Consider the following 14,679-nt stretch of genomic DNA (forward strand, 5'->3'; position numbering starts at 1 on the left):
ATGCCGGCCACCGGACCACACGCCTCAGCGCTGCCGCCGTCGTCGCAGGACCACGAACAGCACGACCGCGAGCGCCGCGGCCGCCACGGGCAGCACGCGCTTCAACACCGGCACGCCTGCCGTGTCGATCAGGTCGATCGGCTCGTCGGGGACCACTCGGAGATGCTGCTGTTGCGCCACCTCGTCAGGATCCACGGATACCAGCGTGCTCGCCAGGCATTCCGCGAACTGGTCGACGAGCTTGCCGCTGACCTCGGCGATCAGGCCGCGACCGAGTTGGGCGGGCCGGCCGGTGATCGCCAGGTCGGTCTCGACGTCGACCGTGTCGCCCACCACGAACGTCACCACGGCGGACGCCGTGCCGTTGCCGCGGGTGTCCTTGCCCGCGGCTTTCATGACGGCACGGCGCAGCACCGGGTCGATCTCGACGAACTCGCCGCTGCCCCGGTACAGCAGCTGCACCGGGCCGAGCTTCACCTTCACCTCCCCGCTGAACGTCTTGCCGTCCACCGAGGTGAGCGTGGCGCCGGGCAGGCACGGCGCCACCCGTTCGGGGTCGATCAGCGCCTCCCACACCTCCTCGGCGGGTGCGGGCGACGTGAACGAGTGCGTCAACTTCATCCGACCGCCGCCGTCAGCGCACGCCCGGTCAGCACCCTGGCCAGGTTGTCCTTGTAGCCGTCGCCGGAGGACGCGCGCCCCGCGGCCGCCGAGATCGACTCGGCCGTCGCGGGCAGCCCGACCAGCGCCGACTCGACGTCGGTCGCGCGCACCGGCCCCGACCCCACGTTCGTGAGACCCACGCGGGCGGCGGCGATCGTCCCGTCGCGCACCTGCACGGCCGCCGCCACCGCGACGATCGACCACGCCTGCGCGACCCGGTTGAGCTTCTCGTAGTGCGCGCCCCAGCCCGTGTACTTCGGCACGCGCACGTCGAGCAGGATCTCGTCCGGGGCCAGCGCCGTCGTGAAGTAGTCGACGAAGAACTCCGCCGCGGACACCTCACGACGGCCGCCGGGACCGGCGATGACCATCACCGCGTCCAGGGCGAGCACCGGCGCCAGCAGGTCACCGGCCGGGTCCGCGTGGCAGAGCGACCCGCCGAACGTGCCGCGGTGGCGGATCTGCGGGTCGGCGATGGTGTCCGTGACGAGCCTCAGGAGCAACGCGTGGTCCTGCACCAGGTGGTCGCGCTGCACCTCGTAGTGCGTGGTCATGGCGCCGATGAGCAGCGAGTCGCCGTCGTCGCGCACGCCCGTCAGCTCGGTCAGCCCGCCGATGTCGATCAACGCCGTCGGCGCCGCCAGCCGCATCCGCAGCACCGGCACGAGCGACTGCCCGCCCGCGATGACCTTCGCGTCCTCGCCCTCCTCGGCGAGCATCCGCACGGCTTCGTCCACAGTGGACGGAAACAGGTACTTGAAGTCCGCCGGGATCACGACTGCCCTCCCTGCGCGTCGATGGAGCCGAGCCCGCCCGCGGCGACCTCACCGGCTCCGGAGTCCTCACGTCCCTGCAGCGCGGTCCACACGCGCTCGGGCGACATCGGCATCTCGATGTCCCGCACGCCCAGGTGCCGCAGGGCGTCCAGCACGCTGTTCACCACGGCGGGCGTCGAGGCGATCGTGCCCGCCTCGCCGACTCCCTTGGCGCCCAACGGGTTGGAGGTCGCGGGCGTCGTCGTGCGGTCCGTGAGGAACGCCGGCAGGTCGGCCGCGCACGGCACGAGGTAGTCGGCGAACGTCGCCGTCGTCAACGTGCCCATCTCGTCGTGCGTGGCCTCTTCGTACAACGCCTGCGCGATGCCCTGCGCGAGTCCGCCGTGCACCTGACCGTCCACGATCAACGGGTTCACGACCGTGCCGACGTCGTCCACGGCCACGTACCGGACGATCTTGACCATGCCCGTCTCGGTGTCGACCTCCGCGGCGCACAGATGGGTTCCGTGCGGGTACGAGAAGTTGTCCGGGTCGTACGTGGCGTCGGCGTCCATGCCGGGTTCCATGCCCTCGGGCAGGTCGTGCGCGACGTGCGCGGCCAGCACCACGTCGCCCAGCGTCCGCGCCGTCGACGTGCCGCGCACGGAGAACGAGCCGGAGGTGAACTCCACGTCCGCCTCGTCGCACTCCATCATGTGCGCGGCCAGCGTGCGGGCCTTGGCCAGCACCTTGTCCGCCGCGTGCACCAGGGCCGTGCCACCGACCGCGAGCGAGCGGGACCCGTAGCTGTCCATGCCCTTGTGCGACGTGGCCGTGTCGCCGTGCAGCACCTCGACGTCCTCGAACGGCACGCCGAGCTTGTCCGCGACGATCTGCGACCAGACCGTCTCGTGGCCCTGGCCGTGCGGCGAGGTCCCGGTGATCACCTCGACCTTGCCGGTGGGCAGCATGCGGATCGACGCGGTCTCCCACCCGCCCGCGCCGTACCGCAACGCGCCCAGCACCCGTGACGGCGCGAGGCCGCACATCTCGGTGTAGGTCGAAATGCCGATGCCGAGCTGGACCACGTCACCGGACTCACGGCGCCGTGCCTGCTCCTCGCGCAGTTCGTCGTACCCGAACAGCTCCATCGCACGGGCCGTGGCGGCCTCGTAGTTGCCGGAGTCGTAGGTGAGACCGGCGACCGTGGTGAACGGGAACTCCTCGTGCCTGATCCAGTTCTTCTCGCGGATCTTCATCGGCTCGATGTCGAGCTCGACCGCGAGCTCGTCCATCATCCGCTCGATCGCGAACGTCGCCTCGGGCCGTCCGGCGCCGCGGTAGGCGTCCGTGGGCACCTTGTTCGTGAACACGTTGGTGCACACGAACCGGTAGGCGGCGAACTTGTAGATCGCGTTGAACATGAACGCGCCCAGGATCGGCACGCCCGGCGTGACCAGGCGCAGGTAGGCGCCCATGTCGGCGAGCAGCTCGACCTTCAGGCCGGTCACGGTGCCGTCGCGGCGAGCGGACATCGTGATCTTCTGCAGCTGGTCGCGGCCGTGGTGCGCGGACAGCATCGACTCGGTGCGGGACTCGGTCCACTTCACCGGGCGGTTCATCCGGCGCGCGACCAGCAGGCACAGCAGCTCTTCCGGCGTGACCTGGAGCTTGCCGCCGAAGCCGCCGCCGACGTCCGGCGCGATCACGCGGAGCTTGTGCTCGGAGATGCCCGTGACGGCCGACAGCATCCAGCGCAGGATGTGCGGGATCTGCGTCGCGGACCAGACGGTGTACATGCCCGCGGTGCAGTCCACGACGACCGACCGCGGTTCCATGAACGCCGGGATCAGCCGCTGCTGCCGGAACGTCCGCTCGATCACGACCTCGGCGGCCGCGATCTCGTCCTCGACGTTGGTGCCCGACCCGGCCTCGGCCGAGTCGAAGACCCACGTGGCACACTTGTTCGTGCCGAGGTCCGCGTGCACGAGATCGTTGTCCCGCAACGCTTCTTCCAGGTCGAGCACGACCGGGAGGTCCTCGTAGTCCACGTCGATCGCTTCCAGCGCGTCCGCGGCGTGGTACGCGCTGTCGGCGATCACCAGCGCGACGATCTCGCCGGCGAAGTTGACCGTGTCGACGGCGATCGCGGGCGCGGCGGGCGACTTCATGTCCTCGGTGATCGGCCACGCGCAGGGCAGCGAGCCCTGTTCGGCGGCGAAGTCCTCCCCGGTCAGCACGAGCGCGATGCCGGGCATCGCCGTGGCGCGGCTGACGTCGATGTTCGTGATGCGGGCGTGGGCGACGGGACTGCGCAGCACGGCCATGTGCAGCATCCCGGTCAGCCGGATGTTGTCGGTCCACCTGGTCTGGCCGGTGATCAGGCGCGCGTCCTCCTTGCGGAGCCGGGCCTTGCCCACCTCCGGCTCGGCTGTGGCGGTCATTCGCCACCTACCGGCTGCTTCGCGGTGACGTGCTCGTCGCTGTGCTGTTCCTGCTCGGGGCCGGCGCCGGGTTTCATCCGCTGGGCGGCGTCCTGCACGGCGCGCACGATGTTCTGGTAGCCCGTGCACCGGCAGAGGTTGCCCTCCAGGCCCTTGCGCACGGTCTCGTCGTCGGGATCGGACTCGTCGGCGAGCAGGTCGATCGCCTGCATGATCATGCCGGGCGTGCAGAAGCCGCACTGCAACGCGTGGTTCGAGCGGAAAGCCTCCTGCACGGGATGCAGCCTGCCGTCGCGAGCGAGACCTTCGATCGTGGTGACGTCGTGGCCGTTCGCCTGCACGGCGAGCATCTGGCACGACTTCACGCTGTGGCCGTCGAGGTGGACGGTGCAGGCACCGCAGTTGCCGGTGTCGCACCCGACGACGGTGCCGGTCTTGCTCAATCGCTCCCGTAGGTAGTGCACGAGCAGGAGGCGGGGTTCGACCTCGTCGGCGTAGGTCACTCCGTCGACGTTGACCGAGATGTGCATTGAAACCCTCCCAGGGTGGTGGGCCATGAGGTGACGAGGGTCACTCCAGCTTGCTCCCTGTTTGCGGGTTCAACAACCCGATCACCGGTGAATCGGTATGTCGATCTCCGTCAACCGGCGCCCGGTTCCCTTCCACCGCAAGGAGATGATCTCGGCGGCAATCGCAACTGCGGTCTCCTCCGGGGTGCGGGCGCCGAGATCGAGCCCGATCGGCGACGACAGCGCCGCAAGTTCGGATTCGGTCATTCCCGTTTCCCGCAAGCGATTCAGTCGATCTTCGTGCGTGCGGCGGGACCCCATCGCGCCGACGTAGCCGACCTTCAGCCGCAACGCGACCTCCAGCAGCGGCACGTCGAACTTCGGGTCGTGGGTCAGCACGGCGATCACCGTGCGTTCGTCGAGCTTGGACGCTTCGGCCTGGAGGTACCTGTGCGGCCACGCGACCACGACCTCGTCCGCCTCGGGGAAACGGCTGCGCGTCGCGAACACCGGCCGTGCGTCGCACACGGTCACGCGGTAGCCGAGGAACGCGCCGAGCCGGGCCATCGCGGCGGCGAAGTCGATCGCTCCGAACACGAGCATCCGCGGCGGCGGCTCGAACGAGTTCACGAACACGCTCATGCCCTCGCCGCGCCGCTGACCGTCCGGTCCGTACTGGAGCACGCCGCTGCGGCCGGACGCGAGCATGCCGCGCGCGTCGTCGGTGACGGCGTCGTCGATGCGCGCGCTGCCGAGGCTGCCGTCGCGGCGGTCCGGCCAGATCACCATGCGCCGGCCGATGCCGTCCGGGTGCTCGATCACCGTCGCGACCGCCACGGGTTCCTCGGCGCGGACGGTCTCCACGACCTCGGCGAGCTGCGGGAACGACTCGGCGTCGATCTTCTCGACGTAGATGTCGATGATCCCGCCGCAGGTCAGTCCCACCGCGAACGCGTCGTCGTCGCTCACCCCATACCGCTGCAGCACCGGGTTCGAGGTCTCCTGCGCCAGCTCGTAGACCGCCCCTTCGACGCAGCCGCCGGACACGCTGCCGACGGCCTCGCCGTCCTGCGTCACGAGCATCGCCGCGCCCGCCGGCCTGGGCGCCGAGCTGAAGGTCGCGACCACCGTGCCGACCCCGACCGTCTCGCCGTTCGCCACCCGTTCGGCGAGGTCGTAGAGGACATCACGCACGCCGGACCTCCTTCAGCAGTTCTTCCAACGCGTGCACGCTGTGGCCCGCGACCATCGTGTCGACGTGCGGCAAGGCTGCCAGCACACCCCGCTGCACGGGCCGGTAGCCGGACTTGCCGGCGTGCGGGTTGGCCCAGATGACCCGGTGGCTCATCCGCCGCAGCCGCGCCAGCTCGGTCGCCAGCAGGGCCGGGTCGCCGCGCTCCCAGCCGTCGCTGAACAGCACCACCACCGCGCCGCGCTGCCGCCACCGCTGGTTGAACCGCCGCAGCGCCTCGCCGAGCCGGGTGCCGCCCTCGTAGTCCGGGATCGCCCGGCCGGCCGCCCTGAGCGCCCGTTCCGGGTCGCGTTCCCGCAGGTGGCGGGTCACGCGGGTGAGCCGCGTGCCGATCGTGCTGACCTCGGCGGGCATGGCGTGGGCGATCACGTGCGCGAACCGCAGCAGCGCGTCCGAGTAGGCGGCCATCGAGCCGGAGACGTCGATCAGCAGCACGACCCGGCGCGGCTTGGCCCCCCGCCTGCGGTGGCGCGGCAGGGCGATCTCGCCGCCGGTCTCGATCATCGCCCGCACCGTCCGGCCCAGGTCCATCCGGCCGCGGCGGGCCTTGCGCAGCCGGCGCGACCGGCGGCGCGGCGGCACCGGGGTGAGGCGCGCGATCAGCGGTGCCGCGTCGAACTCGGAGATGTCCTTGTGCTTCAGCACTTCCACGTCCGACGCCGCGACGCCGACGGTGACCGAGTCGAGCTCGATCGTCGTGCGCGGCCGGGGCGGTGTGCCGCCGAAGTACGCCCGGAACGCCGCGTCGTAGCGCGGCAGGTCGTCCGGGTCGGCGCAGAGCGTGAGACGCCCGGCCCAGTAGAGGTCGACGTGCTCGGTGGCCCGCAGGAACGCCTGGACGCGGTCCGGCCCGCACTGGAGCCCGGCGCCCCGCAGGACGCGCGTGAACCCGACGCAGGCTTCCGTCACCCCACGATTGTGCTCCCGATAACGCGTTCCGCGTCCTCCCGGTACTTGAGCACCGCCCCGAGCGTCGTCGTGTCCGGCTCGGTGCGGCCCAGCGCCTGCAGCGCCCGCGCCCAGTCGAGCGACTCCGCGACGCCCGGCGGCTTGAGCAGGTCGAGGCCGCGCATCTTGCCGACGGCCTCCGCGACCTTGTGCGCGAGCCGTTCGTCGAGGCCGGGCAGGGTGCGGCGGAGGATCGCCACCTCGCGGTCGAGCGACGGGTGCTCCAGCCAGTGGTAGAGGCAGCGGCGCTTCAACGCGTCGTGCACCTCGCGGGTGCGGTTCGACGTGAGCACGGTGAGCGGCGGAGTCGTGGCCCTGATCTCGCCGAACTCGGGGATGCTGACCGCGTTCTCGGACAGCACCTCCAGCAGGAACGCCTCGAACTCGTCGTCGGCCCGGTCGATCTCGTCGACGAGCAGCACGCACGGCGCGTTCTCCAGTGCCTGCAGCAACGGCCGCGCGAGCAGGAACCGTCGCGTGTAGAGGGAGGCCTCGTCCACCTCGCCGCGGGTCTCCAGCACGCGCAGGTGCATGAGCTGGCGCGGGTAGTCCCAGTCGTACAGCGCCTGTGTGGCGTCGATGCCCTCGTGGCACTGCAAGCGGATCAACGGCACGTCCATCGCCTTGGCCAGCGCGAGCGCGAGCGACGTCTTGCCGGTGCCGGGCTCGCCTTCGAGGAACAGCGGCCGTCCCATCGCGACCGCGAGAAAAGCCGCCGTGGCGACGCCGCCGTCGGGCAGGTAGCCCGCGCGGTCGAGCCCTGCCGCGAGTTCCTCAGGGGACTCCATGAGCCTCAGGGTACGACTAACCTGCGGGGATGGCTTCGATCAAGAAAGTCCAGATCACGTTCGACTGCGCGGAACCCGTGCGGGTCGCGGAGTTCTGGAGCCAGGTCCTCGGGTACGACGCACCGCCGGAGAGCGACGGCTCGTGGTCGGCGTGCGCCGACCCGACGGGCGTGGGCCCGCGGTTCTTCTTCCAGCGCGTTCCGGAGGGCAAGGTCGTCAAGAACCGCGTGCACGTCTGCGTGCGGGCGGGCACCGGTCTGGTCGGTGCCGAGCGCCTCGCCGCGTTGCAGGCCGAGCGCGCACGGCTGGAGCCGTTGGGCGCGACGCTGGTGCGCGTGATGGAGGCGGACGAGGAGAACGAGTCCTGCATCGTCATGCAGGACGTCGAGGGCAACGAGTTCTGCCTCGACTGACCCTGGGGTCGCCACCCCGAATCAGGGTCGGGTTCGGGGTGGTCACCGATGTGCCCAGGCGTGGGAATCGCGATTCTTGGTGCATGACGAACAACGTGCTCAACGACGCGACAGCCCAGGTCAAGAAGCTCCGCAGGAGCCGCAGCGACAAGATGCTCGCCGGTGTGTGCGGTGGCGTCGCCAAGATGATCGGCGTGGACGCCGCCATCCTCCGGATCGTCCTCGTGGCGGCGACGCTGCTCGGGTTCGGCACCGGAGCCGTCCTCTACGTCGCCGCCTGGATCCTCATGCCCGAGGAAGACTCCGCGATGTGATCACCGTGGAAAACCGGGCACGCCGGGTAGTCGTTGCCAGGGGTGGGGACCGGTGAGGGGTCGGTACTCCACCCCGAGGGCGTCGAGCCTCGGGAGGTGGTGCTCGGTGAGCCGCCGCACGAAGTCCGGGTCCTTCTCCGCCGGGGACCACACGACCTCGGCGAACGCGGCCAGCCTCGGGAACGCCGCGTAGTCCACCCGCCGGGCCGAGTCGAGGTGCTCGGTCCAGATGTTCGCCTGCGCCCCCAGCAGCCGTCCGGGCTCCGCGCCCGTGACGCCCTCGGGCACCGGGTCCCACGCGTAGACGTCCTCCAGCGTCGTCACCGTGCCGACCGGGATCGGTTCGTCGGGCGACTCCGACTGCCGGTAGTCGAGGTAGACGAACTGCTCGGGGCACATGACCACGTCGTGGCCCTCGCTCAGCGCCGTGACGCCGCCCTCGACCCCGCGCCAGGACGCGACGACGGTGCTGCCAGGCAGCGGGCGCGCGTCCAGGACCTCGTCCCAGCCGTACGGCCGCCGGCCGCTGCCAACCAGGTGCTCGGCGATCGCGCGAACCAGGGTTCCGTCCTCGTGACCGGGTGCCTCGTCGCCGCCGAGTCCGATGATCTCCGCCGGGAAGACGTCCACCAGCTCGTCGAACACGTTCCGATAGAAGTCCACTGTGGACTCCTCGGTGTTGAGCACGCGTTCGTTGACGCCCCAGTCGGTCCAGACCCCGCCGCCGTGCACCCCCAGTTCGGGGTAGGCCGCGATCGCCGCCTGCGAGTGGCCGGGGATGTCGATCTCCGGGATCACCGTGATGTGCCGGGCCCGCGCGTACTCGACGATCTCGCGCAGGTCGTCCTGCGTGTAGAAACCGCCGTGCGGACGGCCTTTCAGACCGCCGGCGCGCCGGTCGCCGAACCGCGAGTCCTCCCGCCACGACCCGACCTCGGTGAGCTTCGGGTAGCGCTTGACCTCGAAGCGCCAGCCCTGGTCGTCGGTGAGGTGCAGGTGCAGGACGTTGAGCTTGTGCACGGACAGCAGCTCGACCCACCGCAGCACCTCCCGCTTGGGCAGGAAGTGCCGTGCGACGTCGAGCATCACGCCGCGCCAGGCGAACCGCGGGTGGTCCACGACCTCGCACGCCGGGATGGCCGACGGCTTGGCGCCCGCCGCCCGGAACGCCTGTGCGCCCAGCAGTTGCCGCAGGGTCTGCAGCGCGTTCATCTCCCCCTCCGCGTCGTGCGCCTCGATCAGCACGCCGTCGTCGGACGAGATCAACCGGTAGCCGCCGGGAGGACCGTCCACGAGGACGGTCTCCCAGCCCCGGTACTCGCAGAGCCGTCCACCGTCCACGTAGGACACCGGCCGTGGCAGCAGGTTCATCCCTTCACCGCCCCCGTGAGGCCGGACACGAGCCGGCGCTGCACGAGCACGAAGAAGATCAGCACAGGGATGGTCATCAGGGTGGAGCCCGCCATGATCGCGCCCCAATCGTTCTGGTCGGGTTTGACGAACACCTGGAGAGCCAGCGGCAGGGTCTGGTTCTCCACGGCCGAGATGATGAACGTCTTGGCGAACAGGAAGTCGTTCCAGGCGTGGATGAACGACAGCACGCTCGTCGCCACCAGGCCGGGCGCGACGAGCGGGAACAGCACCTGCCACAGGAACCGGAACCGCGAGGCGCCGTCCAGGGTGGCGGCCTCCTCCAGTTCCACGGGCACCGCGGCGACGAAGCCCCGCAGCATCCAGATGGCGAACGGCAGGCTGAACGCGAGGTGCACCAGCACGAGCGAGCCGAGGTGGTTCAGGCCGAAGACCGGCACGCTGTCACCCACGGACCGCATCAGGAAGAACAGCGGCACGGTCAACGCCTCGACCGGCACCATCTGCACGACCAGCAACATGATCAGCAGCGTCGTGCGGCTGCGGAACCGGAAGCGGGTCAGCGCGGTCGCGGCGAGGAACGAGATCAGGATGCTCAGCGCCACCACGATCAGCGCCACGACGATGCTGTTCACGAAGTAGCGCCCGAAGTTCGCGACGGTCAGCGCCCGCGTGAAGCTGTCGAGCGTCGGCCGCGTCGTCCACGGCACCGGGTCGGCCGAGATGATCTCGTCCTCCGGTTTGAAGGCGCTGAGCACCATCCAGAACAGCGGGAAGGCCACCACGGCGGCGACGACGAGGACGAACGCCTCGGTGATCCAGCGCCTCACAGGGCCTCCCCCGACTTCTTGAGCGCACGCAGGTAGAACATCGTGATCCCCAGCAGCAGCACGGTCATCACGACTCCGATGGCCGCGCCCAGGCCGTACTCCGACGCCGCGAACGCCTGCTGGTAGGCGTAGACGTTGAGCACGAGGTTGCGCCCGGCGATGCCACCGCCGTTGGTCATGACGTAGATCTGCGTGAAGATCTTGAAGTCCCAGATGATCGACTGGATCGTCACCACGAGGATGATCGGCCGCAGCAACGGCAGCGTGACGCTCCACGCCGTGCGGAACGCCGACGCGCCGTCCAGCGCCGCGGCCTCCAGCACCTCGCCCGGGATCGCCTTGATGCCCGCGAAGAGCGTCACCATGACGAACGGGAACGAGCACCAGATCACCTGTGCCGCGACGAGTCCGAAGGCCGTCCACTTGTCGAACGTCCACGAGTGGCCCTGGATGCCGAGGATCTCGTTGACGAGCCCGAAGTTCGCGTCGAACAGGAAGAGCCAGATCGTCGAGCCGGCGACGGCGGGCGTGGACCACGCACCGAGCGCCGCCAGGAACAACGTCATGCGCACCCACGTGCGGACGCGGGTGGCGAGGATTGCGAGGAACGCGCCCACAAGCAACGTGCCGACCACGCAGACCGCCGCGAACCCGACGGTCTGCCCGAGCACCGTCCAGAACTGCTGGTCCCCCAGCAGCTTCTGGTAGTTGCCGAGACCGAGGAAGGTGAGCGGAGCTCCGCCGCTCACCTGCTCCTGGCCGTAGTCGTAGAGCGAGATGAGCACCAGCTGGTAGATCGGGTAGGCCAGCAGCCCCCCGAGGACCAGCAGCGCTGGAGCCAGGTAGGCGAACGCGGTCCGCCCCTGGCCTTTGGCGGTCATGCTCACGACGTGAAGGCCGCGTTCATCGTCTTGGCGGCGTCGGCGGTGGCCGTGTCGACGTTCTTCGCGCCGGTCACGACCTCCTGCAGCATCGTCGGGACGACGGCCTGCGCCTCGATCTTCGCCCACGCCGGCGTGACGGGGACGAACTTCGTGCCGGACTGCAGCGTCTTGGTGAACGGCTCCAGGAACTTGTCGGAGTCCGCGACCTGCTTCTGCACGTCCGTGAACGTCGGCAGGTTGCCCATCGCCGTGTACATCTTCTGCTGGTACTTCTTCGAAGCCAGCAGCTGCGTGAACTCGGTGGCGAGCGTCTTGCGCTGCGTGCCCTTCATGACGCCGAGCAGGTTGCCGCCGGCGAACGCGGGCGCGACCGAGCCCTTGTCCTTGCCGGGCAGCGGCACGACGCCGTACTTGCCGGCGGCGCTGGACGCGTCGACGGACTTGCGGTTGAAGTCGCCACCGATGGTCATCGCGGCCTTGCCGGCGCGGAACGCCTCGACGCTCGCGTCACCGCCGTTGCCCGCGCAGGTGGCGGGCGGGCAGATGTCGTCCTTGATCAGCTCGGTGTACTTGGCGACACCGGCCTTCGCCTCGGCGCTGTCGATCGTGGCGGTGAACTTGCCGCCGTCGGACTTCGCGAGGTCGCCGCCGTTCGCCCAGATGAACGGGAGCGCGGCGAACAGGTACTTGCCGCCGGCCGAGATTCCGATCAGCTCGGGCTTCTTCTGCCGGATCTCCCGGGCGGTCGTCGCGATCTCGTCGAGCGTCGCCGGCGGCTTGAGGCCGAGCTCGGTGAACACGTCCGTGCGGTAGTAGAGCGCACGCACGCCGACGAACCACGGCACGCCGTACGTCTTGCCGTCGACCTTGGCCGTGTCGAGGATCGTCGGGACCAGGTCCTTGGACTCGTCCCACTTGCCCAGGTCCAGTTCGGAGAAGCCGCCCGCGGAGACGTAGCCCGCGAGGTCGGTGTTGCCGAACTCGGCCACGTCCGGAGCGCTCTTCGGGTCGCTGAAGGCGGCCTTGAAGCGTTCTGCCCGGCTGGACACCTGGATGTACTGCACGTCGACGGTGACGCCGGCGTGCTTGCCCTGGAACTCGGAGATCGCCTCCTTGACCACGGCCTCCTTGGGGCCCCGGTTCACCTCGTCGAACAGCCACACCCTCAGCTGCCCGGTCTGCTCGTCCGTGCCGGAGTTCGTCGGTCCCGACTGCACCGGGGCGCAGGCGACCACCGCGCCCACGCCCAGCACCGCCGCGAGTGTCTTCAACCGCATCGTCGCGCCCTTCACGTTGCGTATGTTGCAACAGCTATTTCACAGGAAGCAACGTGACTGTAGAACGGACTACGTCAAGGGTCTAGACCAGACGATTGACCCATTCCCGAACTGATGCCGAATCGACCGGGGAGTCCCATCCGGACGGACGGACCGCACTGCCGACGTGAAAACCCTTCACGCCCGCGGCCAGCAGTTCCGGCACGTGGCTCGTCTGCAGACCACCGCCGACGAGGAGCGCGGGCGGGGCCTCGGCGACGAGCTTCTTCAGGTTCTCGACCCCTTCCGCGACGCCCTTCGCGCTGCCCGCGGCGAGCACGGTGTCGCAGCCGAGGGTCTTGACGACGCCCCACGACCGGAAGACGTCGTTCGAGTTGTCGAGCGCGCGGTGGAACGTCCAGGCGCAGCCCTCCAGCTCGGCGACGAGGTTGAGCGTGACGCCCTCGTCGATCTCGCCGTGCGGATCGAGGAAGCCGAGGACGAACTCGGTGGCGCCGGCGCTGCGGAGCTCGTGGGCCTGGCGACGCAGCTGCTTCAGGTCGCCGGGCGCGAAGCCCTTGGCGTCCCTGAGCATGACTCGGACGGGGATGTCGACGGCCTTGCTGACTTCCTGGAACGTGGCGACCGACGGCGTGAGCCCGTCGCTCGCCATGTCGGCGACCAGTTCGAGCCGGTCGGCCCCGCCGGCCTGCGCGGCCTCGGCGTCCCGTGCGTCCAGTGCGATCACTTCGAGAATCGGCATGGTCTGGACCATAGTGGTCGCCGCCGTGTGCTTTCGCGAATCGGGAGCGGGTTGTCGGTTCGGTGCGTCAGAGAGCCGTATCTACCCGCCTGAGTTCCGCTCTTTCTCCATGAGCGCTTTGTTCAGGCGTGGAGCGGGCGTCGGTCGGTTCGAGGGGTGCCGGCCGGCGCGAGCTCCCACCACTGACGGCCCGTGACTCGGAGGGGGATTCACGGGCCGCTGGCGTACCCGGAGGAAGATGAAGGACACCTTGGCGGTAGAACTGCTCCAATCGAGTGAATTTTGTATCTACCGCCCAGTTAGCCCTTCATGAGTTGGCGGACGGCGCTGACAGGGCGGCCGATCGGAGGTGCCACATGGACGAGCTGCACACGGCGGATGACCGTCCGCCGTGGGACGGGCTTGAAGGCACCGAACGGCACGCGGTGTGCGTCACCGCCGCGCGCGAGGGCAACCGCGAGGCGACGAACGTCCTGGTCACCGAACTGACCCCGCTGCTGTGGCACGTGGCGCGTGGTCAGGGCCTCGACAGGGCCGCCGCGGAAGACGTCGTGCAGACCGTGTGGCTCGCGTTCCTGAAGAACATCGAGAACATCAACGAGCCCAAAGCCCTGGTCGGCTACCTGGTGGTCACGACGAGGCGTGAAGCGCGCCGAACCTGGACACCCAACAAGCGTGAAACGCACCTGTCCGACGAGTACGCCGAACAGCTCGAGTCCGACACGGGCCTGCCCGAGGACGTGACGCTGCAGGACGACCGCGACCGCCGCCTGTGGCTCGCGTTCGGCCGCCTGACCACGAGGTGCCAGGAACTGCTCAGGCTGACCGTGCTCGCGGGCCGCGCGGAATACCGGGCAGTCGCCGAGGCACTCGCCATGCCCCACGGCAGCATCGGTCCGACCAGGGGACGGTGTCTGACTCTGCTGCGCAACTACCTGGAGACGGAAGGAGGATCGCGGTGAACGAGATCGACCCGCGCGACGACCGCAGGGGCCCCGAGGACACCGCAGTCCTCTCCGAGCTGAACAGGCTCGTCGACGAACTGGACCCGCCACCCGCCGACCTGGTGGACCGGGTGAAGTTCGCGATCGCTTTGGAGTCGCTGGACGTGGAAGTGGCGCGGTGGGAACGGGCCGGGTCGTTCGCCGGGGTGCGGGGCGGGCAGACCGGGACGATCACGTTCACCGTGGACAACCTGACGTTGATGGTGAACTTCACGTCCACCGGGTCTCGGCACCGGATCGACGGGTGGTTGGTGCCGGCCGGGGAGCACGAGGTGGAGGTTCGGGTGGCCGATCACCAGTCTTCGTGTACTCGGGCTGATGATGGTGGTCGTTTTGTTCTTCCCGATGTTCCGGCTGGGACCACGCAGATTTTGGTGCATTTGGTTAATTCTCGCGGGGAGCCTGGGCGGACCGTGGTCACGCCTACGATCATGCTGTGAGTTTTGGGGCTTGGGGCTGAGGGGTCTGGGGTTGTTTTCGCTGGC

16 protein-coding genes are annotated in these 14,679 nt (G+C 69.4%); 4 read left to right on the forward strand and 12 right to left on the reverse strand.

Annotation, left to right across the window (positions count from 1 at the left end):
• Window positions 1–24: 24 nt before the first annotated feature.
• From ABZX02_RS41320 to ABZX02_RS41350, 7 genes are all read right to left on the reverse strand, one after another.
• Window positions 25–621 (reverse strand): SRPBCC family protein, encoded by a 597-nt coding sequence (locus tag ABZX02_RS41320; RefSeq protein ID WP_355307149.1) that lies wholly within the window; start codon window positions 619–621, stop codon window positions 25–27.
• Window positions 618–1,439: a xanthine dehydrogenase family protein subunit M gene (locus ABZX02_RS41325; RefSeq protein WP_355307151.1), complete on the reverse strand. Its 822-nt coding sequence runs from the start codon at window positions 1,437–1,439 to the stop codon at window positions 618–620. Before ABZX02_RS41325 ends, ABZX02_RS41320 begins: the two co-directional genes overlap by 4 nt.
• Window positions 1,436–3,862, reverse strand: coding sequence for a xanthine dehydrogenase family protein molybdopterin-binding subunit (locus ABZX02_RS41330; protein WP_355307153.1), 2,427 nt, complete (start codon window positions 3,860–3,862; stop codon window positions 1,436–1,438). Before ABZX02_RS41330 ends, ABZX02_RS41325 begins: the two co-directional genes overlap by 4 nt.
• Window positions 3,859–4,392: a (2Fe-2S)-binding protein gene (locus ABZX02_RS41335; RefSeq protein ID WP_355307154.1), complete on the reverse strand. Its 534-nt coding sequence runs from the start codon at window positions 4,390–4,392 to the stop codon at window positions 3,859–3,861. The genes ABZX02_RS41330 and ABZX02_RS41335 overlap by 4 nt, the downstream gene beginning before the upstream one ends.
• An 81-nt stretch (window positions 4,393–4,473) precedes the next feature.
• Window positions 4,474–5,565, reverse strand: coding sequence for an XdhC/CoxI family protein (locus ABZX02_RS41340; protein ID WP_355307155.1), 1,092 nt, complete (start codon window positions 5,563–5,565; stop codon window positions 4,474–4,476).
• The gene (locus ABZX02_RS41345) at window positions 5,558–6,532 is read right to left on the reverse strand and encodes a VWA domain-containing protein (protein ID WP_355307157.1); all 975 of its coding nucleotides are present in this window, start codon (window positions 6,530–6,532) and stop codon (window positions 5,558–5,560) included. Before ABZX02_RS41345 ends, ABZX02_RS41340 begins: the two co-directional genes overlap by 8 nt.
• Complete coding sequence (locus tag ABZX02_RS41350) at window positions 6,529–7,359, reverse strand: MoxR family ATPase (protein WP_355307159.1); 831 nt, start codon at window positions 7,357–7,359, stop codon at window positions 6,529–6,531. The genes ABZX02_RS41345 and ABZX02_RS41350 overlap by 4 nt, the downstream gene beginning before the upstream one ends.
• A 29-nt stretch (window positions 7,360–7,388) precedes the next feature.
• Between ABZX02_RS41350 and ABZX02_RS41355 the strand changes: the two genes are divergently transcribed.
• Window positions 7,389–7,772 (forward strand): VOC family protein, encoded by a 384-nt coding sequence (locus ABZX02_RS41355; protein ID WP_355307161.1) that lies wholly within the window; start codon window positions 7,389–7,391, stop codon window positions 7,770–7,772.
• A gap of 83 nt (window positions 7,773–7,855) precedes the next feature.
• Window positions 7,856–8,086 (forward strand): PspC domain-containing protein, encoded by a 231-nt coding sequence (locus ABZX02_RS41360; protein ID WP_355307162.1) that lies wholly within the window; start codon window positions 7,856–7,858, stop codon window positions 8,084–8,086.
• Here ABZX02_RS41360 and ABZX02_RS41365 read toward each other — a convergent pair whose 3' ends face one another.
• The 5 genes from ABZX02_RS41365 to ABZX02_RS41385 form a co-directional block, all read right to left on the reverse strand.
• Window positions 8,087–9,457 carry a beta-N-acetylhexosaminidase gene (locus tag ABZX02_RS41365; RefSeq protein WP_355307164.1) on the reverse strand — a complete coding sequence of 457 codons (1,371 nt, stop codon included), beginning with the start codon at window positions 9,455–9,457 and terminating at the stop codon, window positions 8,087–8,089.
• Entirely contained in the window at window positions 9,454–10,287 is an 834-nt protein-coding gene (locus tag ABZX02_RS41370) for a carbohydrate ABC transporter permease (protein ID WP_355307166.1), read from the reverse strand. Before ABZX02_RS41370 ends, ABZX02_RS41365 begins: the two co-directional genes overlap by 4 nt.
• Window positions 10,284–11,168 (reverse strand): sugar ABC transporter permease, encoded by an 885-nt coding sequence (locus ABZX02_RS41375; RefSeq protein WP_355307168.1) that lies wholly within the window; start codon window positions 11,166–11,168, stop codon window positions 10,284–10,286. Before ABZX02_RS41375 ends, ABZX02_RS41370 begins: the two co-directional genes overlap by 4 nt.
• A gap of 2 nt (window positions 11,169–11,170) precedes the next feature.
• Window positions 11,171–12,448, reverse strand: coding sequence for an extracellular solute-binding protein (locus tag ABZX02_RS41380; protein ID WP_355307170.1), 1,278 nt, complete (start codon window positions 12,446–12,448; stop codon window positions 11,171–11,173).
• A gap of 82 nt (window positions 12,449–12,530) precedes the next feature.
• Complete coding sequence (locus tag ABZX02_RS41385; RefSeq protein ID WP_355307172.1) at window positions 12,531–13,190, reverse strand: copper homeostasis protein CutC; 660 nt, start codon at window positions 13,188–13,190, stop codon at window positions 12,531–12,533.
• 356 nt (window positions 13,191–13,546) lie between these two features.
• On the opposite strand from ABZX02_RS41385, the gene ABZX02_RS41390 reads away from it, so the two are divergent.
• Window positions 13,547–14,152 (forward strand): sigma-70 family RNA polymerase sigma factor, encoded by a 606-nt coding sequence (locus ABZX02_RS41390; protein WP_355307174.1) that lies wholly within the window; start codon window positions 13,547–13,549, stop codon window positions 14,150–14,152.
• A complete protein-coding gene (locus ABZX02_RS41395; RefSeq protein ID WP_030480625.1) occupies window positions 14,149–14,634 on the forward strand; it encodes a hypothetical protein in 486 nt (161 codons plus the stop codon). The genes ABZX02_RS41390 and ABZX02_RS41395 overlap by 4 nt, the downstream gene beginning before the upstream one ends.
• The last annotated feature ends 45 nt before the right edge of the window (window positions 14,635–14,679 follow it).

This window comes from Lentzea sp. NPDC003310 (assembly GCF_040610935.1).
Classification (GTDB): Bacteria; Actinomycetota; Actinomycetes; order Mycobacteriales; family Pseudonocardiaceae; genus Lentzea.

Excerpts from the sequence above, each read along its gene's own strand:
- ABZX02_RS41375 (WP_355307168.1), bottom strand. The coding sequence starts at position 11,168 with ATGACCGCCAAAGGCCAGGGGCGGACCGCGTTCGCCTACCTGGCTCCA.
- ABZX02_RS41350 (WP_355307159.1), bottom strand. The coding sequence starts at position 7,359 with ATGGAGTCCCCTGAGGAACTCGCGGCAGGGCTCGACCGCGCGGGCTAC.
- ABZX02_RS41360 (WP_355307162.1), top strand. The coding sequence starts at position 7,856 with ATGACGAACAACGTGCTCAACGACGCGACAGCCCAGGTCAAGAAGCTC.
- ABZX02_RS41380 (WP_355307170.1), bottom strand. The coding sequence starts at position 12,448 with ATGCGGTTGAAGACACTCGCGGCGGTGCTGGGCGTGGGCGCGGTGGTC.
- ABZX02_RS41365 (WP_355307164.1), bottom strand. The coding sequence starts at position 9,457 with ATGAACCTGCTGCCACGGCCGGTGTCCTACGTGGACGGTGGACGGCTC.
- ABZX02_RS41335 (WP_355307154.1), bottom strand. The coding sequence starts at position 4,392 with ATGCACATCTCGGTCAACGTCGACGGAGTGACCTACGCCGACGAGGTC.
- ABZX02_RS41385 (WP_355307172.1), bottom strand. The coding sequence starts at position 13,190 with ATGCCGATTCTCGAAGTGATCGCACTGGACGCACGGGACGCCGAGGCC.
- ABZX02_RS41330 (WP_355307153.1), bottom strand. The coding sequence starts at position 3,862 with ATGACCGCCACAGCCGAGCCGGAGGTGGGCAAGGCCCGGCTCCGCAAG.
- ABZX02_RS41355 (WP_355307161.1), top strand. The coding sequence starts at position 7,389 with ATGGCTTCGATCAAGAAAGTCCAGATCACGTTCGACTGCGCGGAACCC.
- ABZX02_RS41320 (WP_355307149.1), bottom strand. The coding sequence starts at position 621 with ATGAAGTTGACGCACTCGTTCACGTCGCCCGCACCCGCCGAGGAGGTG.
- ABZX02_RS41390 (WP_355307174.1), top strand. The coding sequence starts at position 13,547 with ATGGACGAGCTGCACACGGCGGATGACCGTCCGCCGTGGGACGGGCTT.